We start from the raw sequence: 16637 nt of genomic DNA, 5'->3' as shown, positions 1-16637 counted from the left end.
GACCCCCTACGGAACGTTTTTTCGGGGCAGGCGGACCTCGAACGTCGTGCCCGACGACGGAGCCCGGCCCGCGTCGCGCACCGTGATCTCGCCGCCGTGCGCCTGGACCACGGCCTGCGCGATCGCGAGGCCCAGGCCTGTCGAGCCGCCGACCCGGTTGCGCGCCGAGTCCCCGCGGCTGAACCGTTGGAACAGCGACGGCACCAGGGCGGGCGGGATGCCGGGGCCGTCGTCGGTCACGGACAGGACGACGTGGTCGTCGCCGTCGGGCCGCAGACCCACGACCACGTGCGTGCCCGGCGGGGTGTGGACGCGGGCGTTGCCCAGCAGGTTCGTGAAGACCTGGCGCAGTCGCGCCTCGTCGCCCACGACCGTGACGTCGGGGATGTCGAACGAGTCGTCGTCGCCCTCGGCGAGAGGCAGGTCCAGGTCCCACACGTGGTCGCGGCTGGCCGCGTGCGCGTCGGCGACCGCGTCGATCGCGAGCGCCGCGAGGTCCACGGGCTCCCGCTCGAGCGGTCGGCCGGCGTCGAGCCGGGCGAGCAGCAGAAGGTCCTCGACGAGCTCGCCCATGCGCAGCGCCTCTGACTCGATGCGGTCGAGCGCGCGCAGGGTGTCGGGCGGAACGTCGTCGGGGGAGCGGCGCACGAGCTCGGAGTACCCGCGGATCGACGCGAGGGGCGTGCGCAGCTCGTGGCTCGCGTCGGCGACGAACTGGCGGACCTGGGTCTCGGACTCGTGGCGCGCGGTGAGGGAGGCCTCGACGTGGTCGAGCATGCGGTTGAGCGCCGCGCCGACCTGCCCGACCTCGGTCCGCTCGTCCGTGAACTGCTCGTCGACGCGCGGGATCTCGCCGACCTCTCCCCGGTCCAGGGGCAGCTCGGACACGTGGACGGCGGCGTCGGCGAGCGCGTCGAGCGGGCGCAGGGAGCGGCGGACGAGCCAGGTCCCGAGCACCGACGCGAGCGCGATCCCGATGACCGCGAGGACGACCTCGACCAGGAGGTAGCCCTCGACGGTCTGGCTCACCGAGGCGGTGCTCATGGCCGTGATGGACGGCTCGCCGTGCTGGGTCGTGGTCGAGATCGCGCGGAACGTCCCGAGGTCGGTGACCTCGACGTCGTGCGGCCTGCCGTCCGCGGGCACGGACTCGAGGTCGTCGATCTGGGCGGCGTCGAGCTCGCGCCGGTCGCCCAGGTCGTCGACGTACCCGGCGAACCGCACCTCGCCGCCCGAGTAGACGACGTTGATGGTCCCGGCGCCCTGGCCGGGGGGCAGGGGGTCGCCGTTCCCCGTGCCCGACGACGGAGCATCCCCCGGGGAGGCCGCGGCGCCCGGGTCCTGGGCCGGGTCCCCCGGCCGGTCGAAGGGACCGCGCTCGGCGCGCTGGCTCGCCTGGACGAGCTCGTCGTCGAGGCGGTCGACCAGGCTCGTGCGCAGGGCGAGGGTCGAGCTGACGGCGAGCGCGACGCTGAGCACGAGCAGGATCCCGACGAGCACGACGACGAGCTGTCGGCGCAGGGTGCGCGGTCGGGCGGTGAGCGACGCCCGGGGTGAGGTCACGCGTCAGGCCTTCGCGGCGCCGTCGGGCTGGGGGCGTGCGGTGTCCGCGGCTCCCTCGGCGGGCTTGATGACGTACCCGACGCCGCGCAGCGTGTGGATCATGGGCTCGCGGCCCTTGTCGATCTTGCGGCGCAGGTAGGAGATGTAGAGCTCGACGATGTTGGCCTGCCCGCGGAAGTCGTAGTTCCACACGCGGTCGAGGATCTGCGGCTTGGACATCACGCGCCGGGCGTTGCGCATGAGGTAGCGCAGGAGCTCGAACTCGGTCGCCGACAGGTGGACGGGGTCGCCGCCGCGGAACACCTCGTGCGAGTCCTCGTCGAGGACCAGGTCGCCGACCACGACGGTCGAGTCCTCGCGGGCGGCGGTCGCGCCGCCGCGACGCATGAGGCCGCGCAGCCGGGCCACGACCTCCTCGAGGCTGAAGGGCTTGGTCACGTAGTCGTCGCCGCCGGCGGTGAGCCCGGCGACGCGGTCCTCGACGGTGTCGCGGGCCGTGAGGAACAGGACGGGGACGTCGGGGGAGGTCGCGCGGATGCGGCGCAGCACGGTGAGCCCGTCGAGGTCGGGCAGCATGACGTCGAGCACGATCACGTCGGGCCCGACGTCGCGGGCCGTGCGGATCGCGGACTGCCCGTCGAGGGCGGTCGAGACGTCCCATCCCTCGTAGCGCAGGGCCGAGGTGAGGAGCTCGGCGAGGTTGGGCTCGTCGTCGACCACGAGGACGCGCACGGGGGAGCCGTCGGCCCGGGTCAGGCGCTCGGGGGCGCGCGGGGAGACGAGGGGTTCCGTGGGCGCGGGGGTCGTGGTCATGGGTCCATGGTGAGCGCGGTGTCTCGGTCGCGCCTGTGGTGTTCCTATGAATCGACTGTGAGGGCGTGCCGTCAGTCGAGCGGCCGCTCCCGGTGGGACGCCGCGAGCGTCGAGGCCAGGATCGCCTCGATCGCGAAGGCCGTGGCGCCGGCGAGGTCGACCGCGTCGGGGTCGAGCAACCACTGGGTCTGGAGGCCGTCCATGACGGCGATGATGGTGCTGGCGGCCCGGTCGAGGGCCTCGGGGTCGAGGTCGACGTCGTCCTCGGGGGTCAGGAGGCCGGCCTCGCGACGTTCGGCGATCACGGTGGTCAGGGCGCTCGTGATGTCTCCGCGCAGGCCGGCGAAACGGTTCGCGGCCCAGTCGCGCGCGGGGTGCTGGTCGGTCACGGACTCGCCGGTCAGGACGGTGTAGGCCTGTACGATGCCGGGGCGCTCGGCATTCATCCGGGCGGTCGTGACGAGGTGGCGGAACAGGTCGAGCCCGCCGGGGATGTGCTTGCCCTCGAGGTGCTCGACGTCGACGACGTCCCGGAACTCGAGGACCTCGATGAGGAGCTGGTTCTTGGAGCCGAAGTGGTGGAGCACCCCGGCGTGGGTGATCCCGACCTGCTCGGCGACCTCGGCGAGCGAGCCCTGGTGGTACCCCTTGGACCCGAAGACGCGCATGGCTGCGCGCAGGATCTCCTCGCGCCGGGCGGCGGTGCCCTTGCGCGGTCGGCGCGTGCGCGCCGGTGTGGCCTCTGTCATGACCGCAACCATACTGTGATCTTCGTTGACTTACTGACCTGTAAGTAAGTGTGGTTGTATATCGGCCAGCAGACAACGCCGTCCGAACGGAGCACCTGGTGTCACTGAAGACCCACGACGTCACGACCGACGTCACCCCCGACGTCAGCCCTGAGGGCGCGGTCGACGTCGACGGGACCGAGGAACGCCTCGCGCGCCTCACCGCAGACCTCACGGTCGAGGAGAAGGTCTCCCTCGTCGTCGGCGCGGGCATGTGGACCACGACCCCGATCGAGCGCATCGGCCTCCGCGCCGTCGCGATGTCCGACGGACCCGTGGGCGTGCGCGGCACGGGCGGTGAGACCGACGGGGCCACGCCGGGAGCGCAGACCTCCGCGATGCTCCCCGCCCCCAGCGCGCTCGCCGCGACCTGGGACCTCGACCTCGCGGCCCGCGCCGGCGCGCTCTTCGCGTCCGAGGCCCGCCGCCACGGCGTCCACGTGGTCCTCGCCCCGCAGATCAACCTCCAGCGCACGCCCGTCGGCGGCCGCCACTTCGAGTGCTACTCCGAGGACCCGCACCTGACGGCCGAGATCGCGGTCCGGCTCGTGCGCGCCTCGCAGGAGAACGGCGTCGGGATGAGCGTCAAGCACTACGTCGCGAACGACTCCGAGACCGAGCGCACGCGCTACCTCGCCCGCCTCGACGAGCGCACGCTGCGCGAGGTCTACCTCCCGCCGTTCGAGCGCGTCGTGCACGAGGCCCAGGCCTGGAGCGTCATGGGTGCCTACTCGGGCGTCGACGACGGCGTGACCGCCGCGCCCGTCCTCGAGCACCGCCCGCTCCTCACCGGGATCCTCAAGGACGAGTGGGGCTTCGACGGCGTCGTCGTGAGCGACTGGGTCGCGACCAAGTCGATCCGCGACGCGGTCGAGGGCGGGCTCGACCTCCAGATGCCCGGCCCCGACGGCCCCTGGGGCGACGGCCTGCTCGACGCCGTCCGCTCGGGCGAGGTCGCCGAGGCCGAGCTCGACGACAAGGTGCTGCGCCTCCTACGCCTGGCGCACCGGGTCGGCGCGCTCGACCTCGGCGCCGTTCCCGGCACCGCACGGGTGACCGGCCTCCAGCCCGACGACGCACCCTCCTCCGCGTCGTCGGCCCGCGACGGGCTCACGGGCCAGGAGGCGTCGGCCGCCTTCCTCCGTGAGCTCGTCGCACGCTCGATCGTCGTGCTCAAGAACTCGCCTGTCGCACCGCGCGCAGGGGCGTCAGGCGGGGTGGCCCGGCTCGTCCCCCTCGACCCGGCCGCCCTCGCCGCCCCGGGGCGCCCCCTGACCGTGGCGCTCCTCGGCCCGGCCGCGACGGCCCCCTTCCTGCAGGGCGGCGGCTCGTCGTTCGTCGTCCCGGACCGGGTCTCGACCCCCGAGGAGGAGATTCGCGCAGGCCTGCCCGAGGGCACGCGCCTGCTCGTCCACGACGGCGCGCGCTCCCGCTCCAACCCGCCCGCGCTCGACGTCTCCGGCCGGTGCAGCGACCCGCTCACGGGTGCTCCCGGGCTGCGCGTCGAGCTGCTCGACGCCCGCGGCGAGGTCCTCGACTCCCGCACGGCCCCGACGTGGGACGGCTGGCTCCAGGACGTCCGCGCGGACGCCGTGGCCGTGCGGGTCCGCGCCGACGTCGACCTCGACGAGCCCGGCACGCACGAGCTCGGCATCGGTACGGTCGGCGTCCACACCGTCACGGCCGACGGCCAGGTCGTCTCGACCGGCGACGTCGTGGTCGACGAGGACGTCGTGCTCAGCTCGGGGCACAACCACCCCGTCGCGCGCACCGTGACCGTCGAGGTCGCCGAGCCGCGCACCGCGCACCTGGACGCCACGCTCCAGGTGGTGCACGCCGTCGGGTACGCGTCGTTCGTGCGCGGCGAGCTGGTCCACCGGCTGCCCGGCGCGAGCGCCGAGGAGCTGCTCGACGACGCCGTGGCCGCGGCCGCGGCAGCCGACGTCGCGATCGTCGTGATCGGCACGACCGAGGAGGTCGAGTCCGAGGGCTACGACCGCCCCGACCTCGACCTGCCGGGCAACCAGAACAGGTTGGTCGAGCTCGTCCTGCAGGCGAACCCGAGGACCGTGGTCGTCGTCAACGCGGGCGCACCCGTCCTGCTGCCGTGGCTCGACGACGCCCCGAGCGTCCTGTGGGCCTGGCTCGGCGGGCAGGAGGCCGGGACCGGTCTCGCCGACGCGCTCCTCGGGGTGACCGAGCCCTCGGGCCGTCTCCCGTGGACGCTGCCCGCGCGGGCCGAGGACGTCCCCGTCCCGCACGCCGTCCCGCGCGAGGGCGTCGTCGAGTACACCGAGGGGCTCGACGTCGGCTACCGCGCGTGGGAGCGCACGGGCACCACGCCCGCGGCCCCGTTCGGTCACGGCCTCGGCTGGTCCGAGTGGGAGTACCTGGGGGCGACGGTCGTCGGGCCCGACGACGGCTCGGACGTCCTGCTCGACGTGACCGTCCGCAACGCGGGCACCCGCGCGAGCCGCGAGGTCGTGCAGGTGTACGTCGAACCCGGCGACGCCTCGGCCCACGACGCGTCCGAGGCGCCCTACCGTCCCGTGCGCTGGCTCGGCGGCTTCGCCGTCGTCGACGCCGCCCCGGGCGAGACCTCCATGGCTCGCGTGCGCATCCCCGCACGCGCCTTCCAGACCTGGGACGTCCCCGCGCAGCAGTGGGTCGCCGCTGCCGGTGGGCACGTCCTGCGGGCCGGCCGGTCGATCCGCGACCTCCGGCTCCGGGCGACCTTGCCCGACTGACCCCGGGGCGCTGGTCGACCGGTCGACCCGCTCGACCAGCTCCCCGAACGCACGACCCGCACCGCCCTGCACGACCAGCACCGCCCGCTCGACCCAGCACCGCCCCGTCCCACCAGCAAGATGACCGGTTCACCGCGGACCGCACGTACGGTTCGTTCAGATTTTCAGTGCAAGGAGGCACTCATGAACAAGCGCAGGATCAGCACGGCGATCATCGGGCTCACGTCCCTCGCCCTGGTAGCCACCGCATGCAGCGGCGGCAGCGGCGACGGGGGCACCTCGTCGGCAGCCAGCTCGGACGTGCTCACGATCGGCATGCCCAACGGCCCGCAGACCGACAACTCGAACCCCTTCGCGAACACGTCCTCGGCGATGTCGCTCGGCTACGCGTTCGCGATCTACGAGCCGCTCGCCCAGGTCAACACCGTGCGGCCCTCCGAGGACCCCACGCCGTGGCTCGCGAGCGAGTGGGAGTGGAACGCCGACTACACGCAGCTCACCCTCACGGCCCGCGACGGCGTCAAGTGGTCCGACGGCGAGGACTTCACCGCCGAGGACATCGCCTACTCGTTCCAGATCCGCAAGGACAACGAGGGCCTCAACACGTTCGCCCTGCCCTTCGGCGACATCGCGGTCGACGGCAACAAGGTCACGGTCTCGTTCACCGCGGGCCAGTTCGTCAAGCAGGCCCAGATCCTCCAGCTCTTCATCGTCCCCGAGCACATCTGGAAGGACGTCGACGACCCGACCACCTGGACCAACGAGGAGCCCGTCGGCACCGGCCCATACACCCTCAAGTCCTGGACCGCGCAGGCCGCGACCCTCACCGCGCGCGACGACTACTGGGGCGGCGAGCTCGGCGTCAAGGAGCTGCGCTACAGCTCCTACAACGACAACAACGCCCTCACCAACGCCCTCGCCTCGGGCGAGGCGCAGTGGGGATGGACCTTCATCCCCGACTACCAGAAGGTCTACATCGACGCGAACCCCGACGTGAACAACCAGTGGGCCCCCACGGGCCTCGGCGTCGACTCGCTCTTCCTCAACACCGAGACCGAGCCGTTCGACGACGTCGCCGTCCGCAAGGCCGTCCAGATGGTCCTCGACCGCCAGCAGATCTCCGACCTCGCGTCCTCGGGCGTCTTCCCGCCGCTGCTCAACGTCACGGGCATGCCCGAGCCCGCGGGCACCGACTTCATCACCGCGCCCTTCCAGGGCAAGAAGTACGCGGTGGACGTCGACGGCGCCAAGAAGGTCCTCGCCGACGCCGGCTACACCCTCGACGGCACGACCCTCAAGGACCCCGAGGGCAACGCCGTGACGTTCACGCTCACCAACCCCACCGGCTGGTCCGACTACCTGACCGAGCTCCAGATGGTCGCCGACGCCGTCAAGCCCCTCGGCATCGACGCCACCGTCGAGGGCCAGAACGCCGACGCATGGTTCACCGCGATCGCCGAAGGCGACTTCCAGGCCTCCATGCACTGGACGGACGGCGGCGCCACCCCCTGGGACACCTACTCCAACCAGATGGACGGTGCCCAGTACATGCCGCTCGGCGAGCGCGCCAACTGGAACTTCGGCCGCTTCAAGAACGACGAGGCGACCGCAGCCCTGGCCACGTACGCCAACGCCACGGACGAAGCAGCCCGCACCGCCGCGCTCGAGACCGTCCAGCAGGTCTTCGTCGACGAGGTCCCGACCATCGCGCTCCTCGGACGCCCTGCCGCGGCCCAGTACTCGACCAAGAACTTCGTGGGCTGGCCCTCGGACGAGGACCCGTACGCGAACCCGCAGCCGACGACGGCGAACGCGTCGCTGATCCTCACGAAGCTGAAGCCGGCTTCCTGATCGTGTGACTGCTCGTGAGTGAGGGGGCGGGGCCGTCGCCGGGCCTACCATCCGGCCTCGTTCCTCGGCCTCCCGCCAGGCCCGACCACGGCCCGGCAACGGCCCCGCCCCCTCGCGAGCAGCCGGTCAGCGCTGACTCCACCCCGTTCCCCCCAGCAGTCAGGTTCACCCATGAGTTCCGACACGTACCACGCCCCCGCGCCCCCGCCCGACGTGCCCGTCCTCGAGGCCCGCGGGCTCACCAAGCACTTTCCCGTCAAGGGGCTGCGGTCCCACGCCGTCGTGCACGCGGTCGACGGCGTCGACGTCTCGCTGCGCAGCGGCCAGGTCGTCGCGCTCGTGGGGGAGTCCGGCTCCGGCAAGTCGACCATCGCCCGGCTCCTCGCCCGTCTGTACACGCAGACGTCGGGCGAGATCCTGCTGCACGGCGAGCCCGTGACCGCGCACCGCGGCCGGGCGTTCCGCCGGTACTGCCGGCGCGTCCAGATGATCTTCCAGGACCCGTTCGGCTCGCTGAACCCGGTCCACACGATCCGCTACACGCTCACGCGCTCGCTGCGGATCCACCAGCCGAAGCTGCGCGGGCAGGCGCTCGAGGACGCCCTGGAGGCGTTGCTCAACAGGGTGCAGCTCCAGCCCGAGCGGTACGTCGACAAGTACCCGCACGAGCTCTCGGGCGGGCAGCGCCAGCGTGTCGCGATCGCCCGTGCCCTGGCCGCCGACCCCGAGGTCCTGCTCGCCGACGAGCCCATCTCGATGCTCGACGTGTCGATCCGCATCGGCATCCTCAACCTCCTCAAGGACCTGCGCGACCGCCTCGGCATCGCGATCCTCTACATCACGCACGACATCGCCTCGGCCCGGTACTTCGCCGACGAGACCCGCGTCATGTACGCGGGCCGCATCGTCGAGCACGGCGAGAGCGAGCTCGTGACGCAGGAGCCCGCGCACCCCTACACGCAGCTCCTGGTGCGCTCGGCCCCCGACCCCGAGAACCTCGCGGCGCAGGACCGCACGGGCGCGAACGGCGAGCCGCCGTCGATGGTCCGCCCGCCCGAGGGCTGCCGCTTCAGCCCGCGCTGCCCGTTCGCGACGGACCTGTGCCGGAGCACGGTCCCCGCCCTCGTGCCCGTAGGTGACGGCCGCAAGGTCGCCTGCTGGGGCTACGTGGATGCGTCCGACGTCGAACCTGCCGAGCGGGACCTGCTCCCCGTGCTCGGCGCTGCACGAGTGGGGGTGTCGGCATGAAGTACTTCCTGCGACGCATCGTCTTCTACGTGATCACCGCGTGGGCGGCCATCACGATCAACTTCTTCATCCCGCGCATGATGGACGGCGACCCGGTGTCGTCCTTCATCAACAAGAACCAGGGCCGCATCAGCTCGGAGGCCCGCGAGTCGCTGTACGTCCTGTTCGGGCTCGACAGCGGCGCCTCGCTCTGGGAGCAGTACGTCGACTACTGGAAGATGCTCTTCTCGGGCGACCTGGGCCTGTCGATCATGCTCTTCCCGAGCACCGTGAGCGAGGTCATCGCGCAGGCCCTGCCGTGGACCATCGGCCTGGTCGGCATCGCGACGGTCATCAGCTTCCTGCTCGGCTCGTTCCTCGGCGTGGTCATCGGCTGGCGCCGCGGGTCATGGGCTGACGGTCTCCTGCCGATCACCACCTTCTTCTCGTCCGTGCCGTACTTCTGGCTGGGTCTGGTCGCGATCATGCTCTTCTCGGTGACGTGGTCGATCTTCCCGTCGTCGGGCGCCTACCAGCCGGGGCTCGTGCCCGGGTGGAACTGGGAGTTCATCAGCTCCGTGATCCAGCACGGCACACTGCCCGCGATCACGATCGTGCTGTCGTCGGTCGCGGGCTGGATCCTCGGCATGCGGAACATGACGGTCACGGTCACCTCGGAGGACTACGTCACGGTCGCGCAGGCCAAGGGCCTCTCGGAGCGTCGCGTGATGTTCGGGTATGCGGCCCGCAACGCGATCCTGCCGCAGGTCTCGGGCTTCGCGCTGTCCCTCGGCTTCATCGTGTCGGGGACGCTCGTCATGGAGAAGGTCTTCTCCTACCAGGGTGTGGGCTTCACGCTCCTGCAGGCGATCGGCGCGCACGACTACCCCCTCATGCAGGGCATCTTCCTCATGATCACGCTGTCCGTCCTCGTGGCGAACATCCTCGCCGACCTCGCCTACGTGGTCCTCGACCCGCGCACCCGACAGGAGGGCTGAGAAGATGACCGGCATCCCCGTCCAGATGGACCACGCCCAGCTCGACACCGGCTCCGAGCCGCTCGCCCCCGAGGTGCCCCGGCGCCGCAAGGGGACGCGCAAGAAGCAGAAGCTCCTCTTCCTGCGCAACGGCAAGTCCTTCACCGGGCTCGCGATCCTGGGGTTCTTCGCGATCCTCGCGGTGATCGGCCCGTGGATCGCGCCCTACGACCCGAGCGCCATGTCGCCCGACGTCCTGCAGCCCCCGAGCGGCGCGCACTGGCTCGGGACCACGCACGTGGGCCAGGACGTCTTCTCCCAGATCCTCGTCGGCACGCGCGGCGTCATGATCGTCGGTTTCGTCGCGGGCATCGGCGCGACGCTCCTGTCGATCCTCGTGGGCGTGAGCGCGGGCTTCCTGGGCGGCGTGAGCGACGAGCTGCTCTCGTCGCTGTCGAACATCTTCCTCGTCATCCCCGCCCTGCCGCTCATCATCATCGTCGCGGGCCAGCTCCCCGACGCGGGCGGGCTGACGGTCGCGCTCATCCTGGCCGCGACGAGCTGGGCGTGGGGTGCACGCATCCTGCGCGCCCAGACCCTGTCGCTGCGCCGTCGCGACTTCGTCGAGGCTGCGCGCGCCAACGGCGAGTCGACGTGGCGCATCGTGTGGTTCGAGACCTTGCCCAACCTGACGGCCATCATGGCGTCGAGCTTCGTGGGCACCGTGACCTTCGCGATCCTCATGCAGACGACGCTCGCGTTCATCGGCGTCACGTCGATCTCGGACTGGAACTGGGGCACGATCCTCTTCTGGGCCGAGCAGCAGCAGGCCCTGTCGCGCGGCGCGTGGTGGTGGTTCGTCCCGGCGGGCCTGTGCATCGCGATGCTCGGCATGGCGCTGACCCTCATCAACTTCGGCATCGACGAGTTCGTCAACCCGCGCCTGCGCTCGACGGGCGCGAGCCCGCGCGCCCTGCGCAGGCGCCGCATCTCGCCGCGCATCGGCTTCACGGCCGTGGTCCGCGAGGGGGCTCCCGCCGCGGGCGCCACGACCAGCAGGCCCGACGGCGCCACGCGCCCGGGTGCGTCGACCGCCCCGACCGGTGCGACGCCGTCGGGCAGGGGCACGCCCACCCCGGGCGGGCCGGGCACCCCGGGGAGCACGCGCGACGACCGCGACACCGACGGCACGACCGCACGCAAGGAGAACGCCCGATGACCGTCACCGACCTTTCCCCCGCGGGCGCCTCCACCGGGACGAGCAGACCCGTGCTCGAGATCCGCGACCTGCACGTCGCCTACGGCTACGGCCCCGAGCCCGTGCGCGCGCTGCGCGGGGTGAACCTCACGCTGCACGAGGGCGAGGTCCTGGGGATCGCGGGCGAGTCGGGCTGCGGCAAGTCGACCCTCGTCTACGCCGCGACCCGCCTCCTGCCCCCGCCCGGCCTCATCACGGGCGGCGAGGTGCTGTTCCACGGGGGCGTGGGGAGCACGGGCGGCGAGCCCGTCGACATCCTGCGCATGAGCGACAAGGAGCTGCGGCGATCGCGCTGGCAGGACACCGCGATCGTGTTCCAGGGCGCCATGAACTCGCTCAACCCGGTCTACCGGGTCGGCAAGCAGCTCACCGACGCGATCGCGGCGCACCGCCCCGGCATGTCGCGCACCGACCGCAACGACCGGGCCGCCGAGCTGCTGTCCATGGTCGGGATCGCGAAGGACCGCATCTCGGCGTACCCGCACCAGCTCTCGGGCGGCATGCGCCAGCGCGTCATGATCGCGATGGCGCTCGCGCTCGAGCCCAAGGTGCTCATCATGGACGAGCCCACCACGGCGCTCGACGTCGTCATGCAGCGTCAGATCGTCGAGCAGATCATCGAGCTGCGCGACCGCCTGGGCTTCTCGGTCGTGTTCATCACGCACGACGTGTCGCTGCTCATCGAGGTCGCCGACCGGATCGCGATCATGTACGCGGGCGAGATCGTCGAGCAGGCGTCCGCGAGCGACGTGTACCGGCGCCCGCGCCACCCGTACACGCACGGGCTGCTCAACTCGTTCCCGCCCCTGCACGGGCCCAAGCGCCCGCTCGTCGGCATCCCGGGCTCGCCGCCCGACCTCCAGGCCCTGCCGACCGGGTGCCCGTTCCGGCCGCGCTGCGCGCACGTCATGGACGCGTGCGCCGACGTCCACCCCGCGCTGGGCCCCACGTCGCTGGGGCTGCCCGGCGTCGGCGAACCGGGACGGTCGGTCGCGTGCCTGCTCCACGACGGGCACGGCGAGGTCCCCGCGGAGCTGCGCGTCTGACGCGAGCCACGCACGCCAGGGTCGATGATCCCAGGCGACTCCTCGGTCGCGGGGACGCCCGGTCGTCCCCGCGAGCAGAGCCGGCCGGCACCCCGCGTCGGGTGCCGGCCCGCTCGTGCGCGTCGCAGGGCGCTCCCGGCCGACGTGTGAAAGACCACCCACCGCCACGCCCTGACCTGCCCGTTCTCTTTGCCGGATCCCCACACGCGGTGACCTACGGTGGACGGGTGACCTTCCCTCCTCCTTCGACGACGCAGCCGACCGCACGCCCGCTGGCACCCCCGCGGGCCGTCGGTGCACGCCCCGTGCACGCGCCGAGCACGGGCGCGACGCACGTCGGGGCGCGTGTCGCGGCGAGCCTGACGGCTCTCGTCTCGGTGGTCCTCGTGTGGCAGGTCTGGCAGTACTTCGTCGCGTCCGAGGCGGGGCAGCACCTGGACCAGGCGGCGCTGCGCGGCTCCGACTACGGACGCGGCACGCTGTGGGCTCTCGGGGAGCCCGTGCTCGACGTCGTCTCGGTCAGCTTCGTCGTGCTGGGCCTGGGGACGGCCATGGGGATCGCGCTGCTCCGTCGTCGCTGGGGGCTCGCCGTCCAGGTCGCGTTCGTCGTGGTCGGGTCGAACGTCACGACCCAGTTCCTCAAGAAGTCGGTCCTCGACCGACCGGACCTGATCGGCGGCGGGTGGGGCGTGGGGAACACGCTGCCCAGCGGGCACACCACGGTCGCCGCCTCGGTCGCGGTCGCGCTGCTGCTCGCGGTCCCGCGGGCGGCGCGCCCGGTCGTCGCCGTCCTGGGGGGGACGTACACGGCGGCCACGGGAGTCTCGACCCTGATCGGTCACTGGCACCGACCGAGCGACGTGGTCGCGGCGATCCTCGTCGTGACGGCGTGGACCGCGCTCGCGCTCGCGCTCACCCCCGCGAGCGCGCTCGACCCCGTCCCCGCACGTGGCAGCAGCGCCTACCCCGGCTCGGTCGTCGTGGCCGTGCTCCTGTTCCTGGGGGCCGGGGCGGCGATGCTCGGTGCCGCGTGGTGCCTGCGCGAGGTCTATCCCGCGAGCTGGGACATGACCGACCTCGCAGAGACCACCGCGTACGTGGGCGGGGCGCTGGGGGTGGTCGCCGCGACGGCGATCTCGTTCGCCGTGCTGCTCCTGCTCCGCCAGGCGACGTCCCGTCCCGGGAGATGACCGTCGCCCACAGGTCGGGGGACGGCACGCCCTGCGGGGGCGTCCACGACGACCGCGAGCCCCTGCCACGGGGGCCCTCCACAACGGATAAGGTGCCGCCTGGCGCCAGTGGCGTAACGTCATAGGCTGCCGGTGGGAACGGGACGGTGGGGTCGTGGGCCATGCCCCAGCCCGACGCCGGACCCCACCTCAGCACCTCGGCCCACCCGGAGATCGCTCCGGGCACGAGCCACACCAGCAGCAACGGAAAGCAGGAACGGATGTCCTCAGGTCGCAAGCTCGTCATCGTGGAGTCCCCCACGAAGGCACGCAAGATCCAGGGCTACCTCGGTGACGACTTCGAAGTGGAGTCGAGCGTCGGGCACATCCGCGACCTCCCGCAGCCGTCCGAGCTGCCCGCCGACATGAAGAAGGGGCCGTTCGGCAAGTTCGCGGTCAACGTCGACGAGGGCTTCGAGCCCTACTACGAGGTCTACGCGGACAAGAAGAAGAAGGTCGCGGAGCTCAAGCGCGCCCTGAAGAACGCCGACGAGCTCTACCTCGCGACCGACGAGGACCGCGAGGGCGAGGCCATCGCGTGGCACCTGCTCGAGGAGCTCAAGCCCAAGGTCCCCGTGCACCGCATGGTCTTCCACGAGATCACCCGCGAGGCCATCGAGCGTGCGCTCGAGAACACGCGCGACCTCGACGAGCACCTGGTCGACGCCCAGGAGACGCGCCGCATCCTCGACCGTCTGTACGGCTACGAGGTCTCGCCGGTCCTGTGGCGCAAGGTCCGCCAGGGGCTGTCCGCGGGGCGTGTCCAGTCGGTCGCGACGCGCCTGGTCGTCGAGCGCGAGCGCGAGCGCATGGCCTTCGTCGCCGCCGAGTACTGGGACGTGTCCGGCACGTTCTCGCTCGCCGACAAGACCGCCGAGGACGCCGACAAGAGCTTCGACGCCCGCCTGGTCCAGTTCGGCGGCGCCCGCGTCGCCTCGGGCCGCGACTTCGACGACCGTGGGCAGCTCAAGCCCGCGGCGGCACGCGACGGCGTGGTCCAGCTCGACGAGCAGGCTGCCTCGCTCGTGGTCGGTGGGCTCGAGGGGGCCGACTTCGCGGTCCGCAGCCTCGAGACCAAGCCGTACACGCGCCGTCCGGCCGCGCCGTTCACGACGTCGACGCTCCAGCAGGAGGCGAGCCGCAAGCTCCGCTTCAACTCGCGGCAGACGATGCGCACCGCGCAGGCGCTGTACGAGAACGGCTACATCACCTACATGCGTACGGACTCCCCGTCGCTGTCGGCCGAGGCCACGGACGCCGCGCGGCGCCAGGCCGCCGAGCTGTACGGGCCCGAGTTCGTGCCCGGTGCGCCGCGCGTCTACGCGTCGAAGGCGAAGGGCGCGCAGGAGGCCCACGAGGCCATCCGCCCCGCCGGCGACTCGTTCCGCACCCCGGCCCAGGTCGCCCGCGAGATCAGCGGCGACCAGTTCAAGCTGTACGAGCTCATCTGGAAGCGCACGGTCGCCTCGCAGATGGCGGACGCCAAGGGGTCGACGGCGTCGGTGCGGCTTGCTGCGCCGATCGGCCTGACCGTGGTGGCGCCGCTCTCGGGCAAGACGTTCGTGCCGGACGGCCCGGCCCCCGAGGCCGTGTTCGCGGCCTCCGGCACGGTCATCTCGTTCCGCGGCTTCCTCGCCGCGTACGAGGAGGGGACCGACGACGGTGCGGAGACGGCTGACGGCACCCCCGCGAAGTCCGGCCGTCGTCGCAACGACGAGGACGCCCGCCTGCCCCAGATGGGCGAGGGGGACCTGCTCGACGGGCGCGACCTCACGGCCGACGGGCACTCGACGTCCGCACCCCCGCGCTACACCGAGGCCAGTCTCATCAAGGCCCTCGAGGAGCGCGGCATCGGACGCCCGTCCACGTACGCGTCGACCATCTCGACGGTCCAGGACCGCGGGTACGTGCTGCCGCGCGGTCAGGCCCTCGTGCCGAGCTGGCTCGCGTTCGCCGTGATCCGGCTCCTGGAGGAGCACTTCGAGTGGCTCATCGACTACGACTTCACCGCGGAGATGGAGGCGGACCTCGACGCGATCGCGGCCGGCGACAAGGACCGCGTCGCCTGGCTGACCCGCTTCTACTTCGGGGACGGCACGGGCCGTGAGGAGGGCGAGGGGCTGCGCCAGCTCGTCGAGGACCTCGGCGAGATCGACGCGCGCGACATCAACTCGGTCCAGATCGGCGAGGGCATCCAGCTCCGCGTCGGTCGGTACGGGCCGTACGTGGAAGATCTGTCCGTCCCGGTCAAGGAGGGCGAGAACCCGCCGCGTGCCTCGGTGCCCGACGACCTGGCCCCCGACGAGCTCACGGTCGACAAGGCGCGCGAGCTCCTTGCCGCGGGTGCCGACGACGGCCGGATCCTCGGCACCGACCCCGAGTCGGGGAACCCCGTCGTGGCCCGCGCGGGACGCTACGGCCCGTACGTGACCGAGCAGCTCCCCGAGCCGAAGTTCGACGAGGGTCTGTCGGCCGCGGCGCTCAAGAAGGCCAAGGCCGCGCTGCCCAAGCCCCGCACGGCGTCGCTGCTCAAGGACATGAGCCTCGACACCGTGACGCTCGAGGACGCGCTGCGCCTGCTGTCGCTGCCGCGCGTCGTGGGTACGGACCCGGAGACGGGCGTCGAGATCACCGCGCAGAACGGTCGGTACGGCCCGTACCTCAAGAAGGGCACGGACTCGCGCACCCTCCCGTCCGAGGAGGCCATGTTCACGGTCACCCTCGAGGAGGCGCTCGAGCTGTACAAGCAGCCCAAGCGCGGTCGTGGAGCCACGGCCACCCCGCCGCTGCGCGAGCTCGGGGACGACCCGACGTCGGGCAAGCCCATCGTGGTCAAGGACGGCCGCTTCGGCGCGTACGTCACGGACGGTGAGACCAACCGGACGCTGCCGCGCGACCTGACGCCCGAGTCGATCACGCCGGAGAAGGCCATCGAGCTCCTCGCCGAGAAGCGCGCCGCCGGCCCGGCGAAGAAGAAGGCCCCGGCCCGCAAGGCTCCGGCCAAGAAGCCTGCCGCGAAGAAGGCCCCGGCCAAGAAGGCGACGGCCGAGAAGAAGTAGCGGTCGTCGGCTCACGCCGACGTCTGCACGACGCCGCGGTAGACCCGTGGGGGGGGGGGGGGCCCCCCCCGGGGGAGCA

11 protein-coding genes are annotated in these 16637 nt (G+C 72.1%); 8 read left to right on the top strand and 3 right to left on the bottom strand.

From position 1 onward, the window contains the following. Window positions 1–6 precede the first annotated feature (6 nt). The 3 genes from WFH32_RS06410 to WFH32_RS06400 all read right to left on the bottom strand — a co-directional run bounded on the left by WFH32_RS06410 (window position 7) and on the right by WFH32_RS06400 (window position 3125). Entirely contained in the window at window positions 7–1563 is a 1557-nt protein-coding gene (locus tag WFH32_RS06410) for a sensor histidine kinase (protein ID WP_336706598.1), read from the bottom strand. A 3-nt stretch (window positions 1564–1566) separates the two neighbouring features. Continuing rightward, complete coding sequence (locus WFH32_RS06405; protein WP_318244216.1) at window positions 1567–2376, bottom strand: response regulator transcription factor; 810 nt, start codon at window positions 2374–2376, stop codon at window positions 1567–1569. 71 nt (window positions 2377–2447) lie between these two features. Continuing rightward, a complete protein-coding gene (locus tag WFH32_RS06400) occupies window positions 2448–3125 on the bottom strand; it encodes a TetR/AcrR family transcriptional regulator (protein WP_138826096.1) in 678 nt (225 codons plus the stop codon). Window positions 3126–3223: 98 nt separating this feature from the next. Here WFH32_RS06400 and WFH32_RS06395 point away from each other — a divergent pair, with 98 nt between their 5' ends. The 8 genes from WFH32_RS06395 to topA all read left to right on the top strand — a co-directional run bounded on the left by WFH32_RS06395 (window position 3224) and on the right by topA (window position 16558). Continuing rightward, window positions 3224–5911, top strand: coding sequence for a beta-glucosidase family protein (locus tag WFH32_RS06395; protein ID WP_336706597.1), 2688 nt, complete (start codon window positions 3224–3226; stop codon window positions 5909–5911). Window positions 5912–6094: 183 nt separating this feature from the next. After that, window positions 6095–7762 carry an ABC transporter substrate-binding protein gene (locus WFH32_RS06390; protein WP_138826094.1) on the top strand — a complete coding sequence of 556 codons (1668 nt, stop codon included), beginning with the start codon at window positions 6095–6097 and terminating at the stop codon, window positions 7760–7762. Between the two features lie 171 nt (window positions 7763–7933). After that, window positions 7934–9010: an ABC transporter ATP-binding protein gene (locus WFH32_RS06385; RefSeq protein ID WP_336706594.1), complete on the top strand. Its 1077-nt coding sequence runs from the start codon at window positions 7934–7936 to the stop codon at window positions 9008–9010. Beyond that, a complete protein-coding gene (locus tag WFH32_RS06380) occupies window positions 9007–9987 on the top strand; it encodes an ABC transporter permease (RefSeq protein ID WP_191791805.1) in 981 nt (326 codons plus the stop codon). Before WFH32_RS06385 ends, WFH32_RS06380 begins: the two co-directional genes overlap by 4 nt. A 4-nt stretch (window positions 9988–9991) precedes the next feature. Then, window positions 9992–11185, top strand: a complete 1194-nt coding sequence (locus WFH32_RS06375; protein ID WP_225228342.1) for an ABC transporter permease — start codon at window positions 9992–9994, stop codon at window positions 11183–11185. Further along, window positions 11182–12270 carry an ABC transporter ATP-binding protein gene (locus WFH32_RS06370; protein WP_336706590.1) on the top strand — a complete coding sequence of 363 codons (1089 nt, stop codon included), beginning with the start codon at window positions 11182–11184 and terminating at the stop codon, window positions 12268–12270. The genes WFH32_RS06375 and WFH32_RS06370 overlap by 4 nt, the downstream gene beginning before the upstream one ends. A 227-nt stretch (window positions 12271–12497) precedes the next feature. After that, the gene (locus WFH32_RS06365; RefSeq protein ID WP_318244214.1) at window positions 12498–13460 is read left to right on the top strand and encodes a phosphatase PAP2 family protein; all 963 of its coding nucleotides are present in this window, start codon (window positions 12498–12500) and stop codon (window positions 13458–13460) included. Window positions 13461–13720: 260 nt separating this feature from the next. After that, complete coding sequence (gene topA / locus WFH32_RS06360; RefSeq protein ID WP_336706588.1) at window positions 13721–16558, top strand: type I DNA topoisomerase; 2838 nt, start codon at window positions 13721–13723, stop codon at window positions 16556–16558. The last annotated feature ends 79 nt before the right edge of the window (window positions 16559–16637 follow it).

It is taken from the genome of Oerskovia sp. USHLN155, from assembly GCF_037145535.1.
GTDB classification, from domain to species: Bacteria; Actinomycetota; Actinomycetes; order Actinomycetales; family Cellulomonadaceae; genus Oerskovia; species Oerskovia rustica.
Note: the sequence above shows the minus strand (reverse complement) of the source record. Positions and strands in the feature narration are given on the sequence as shown.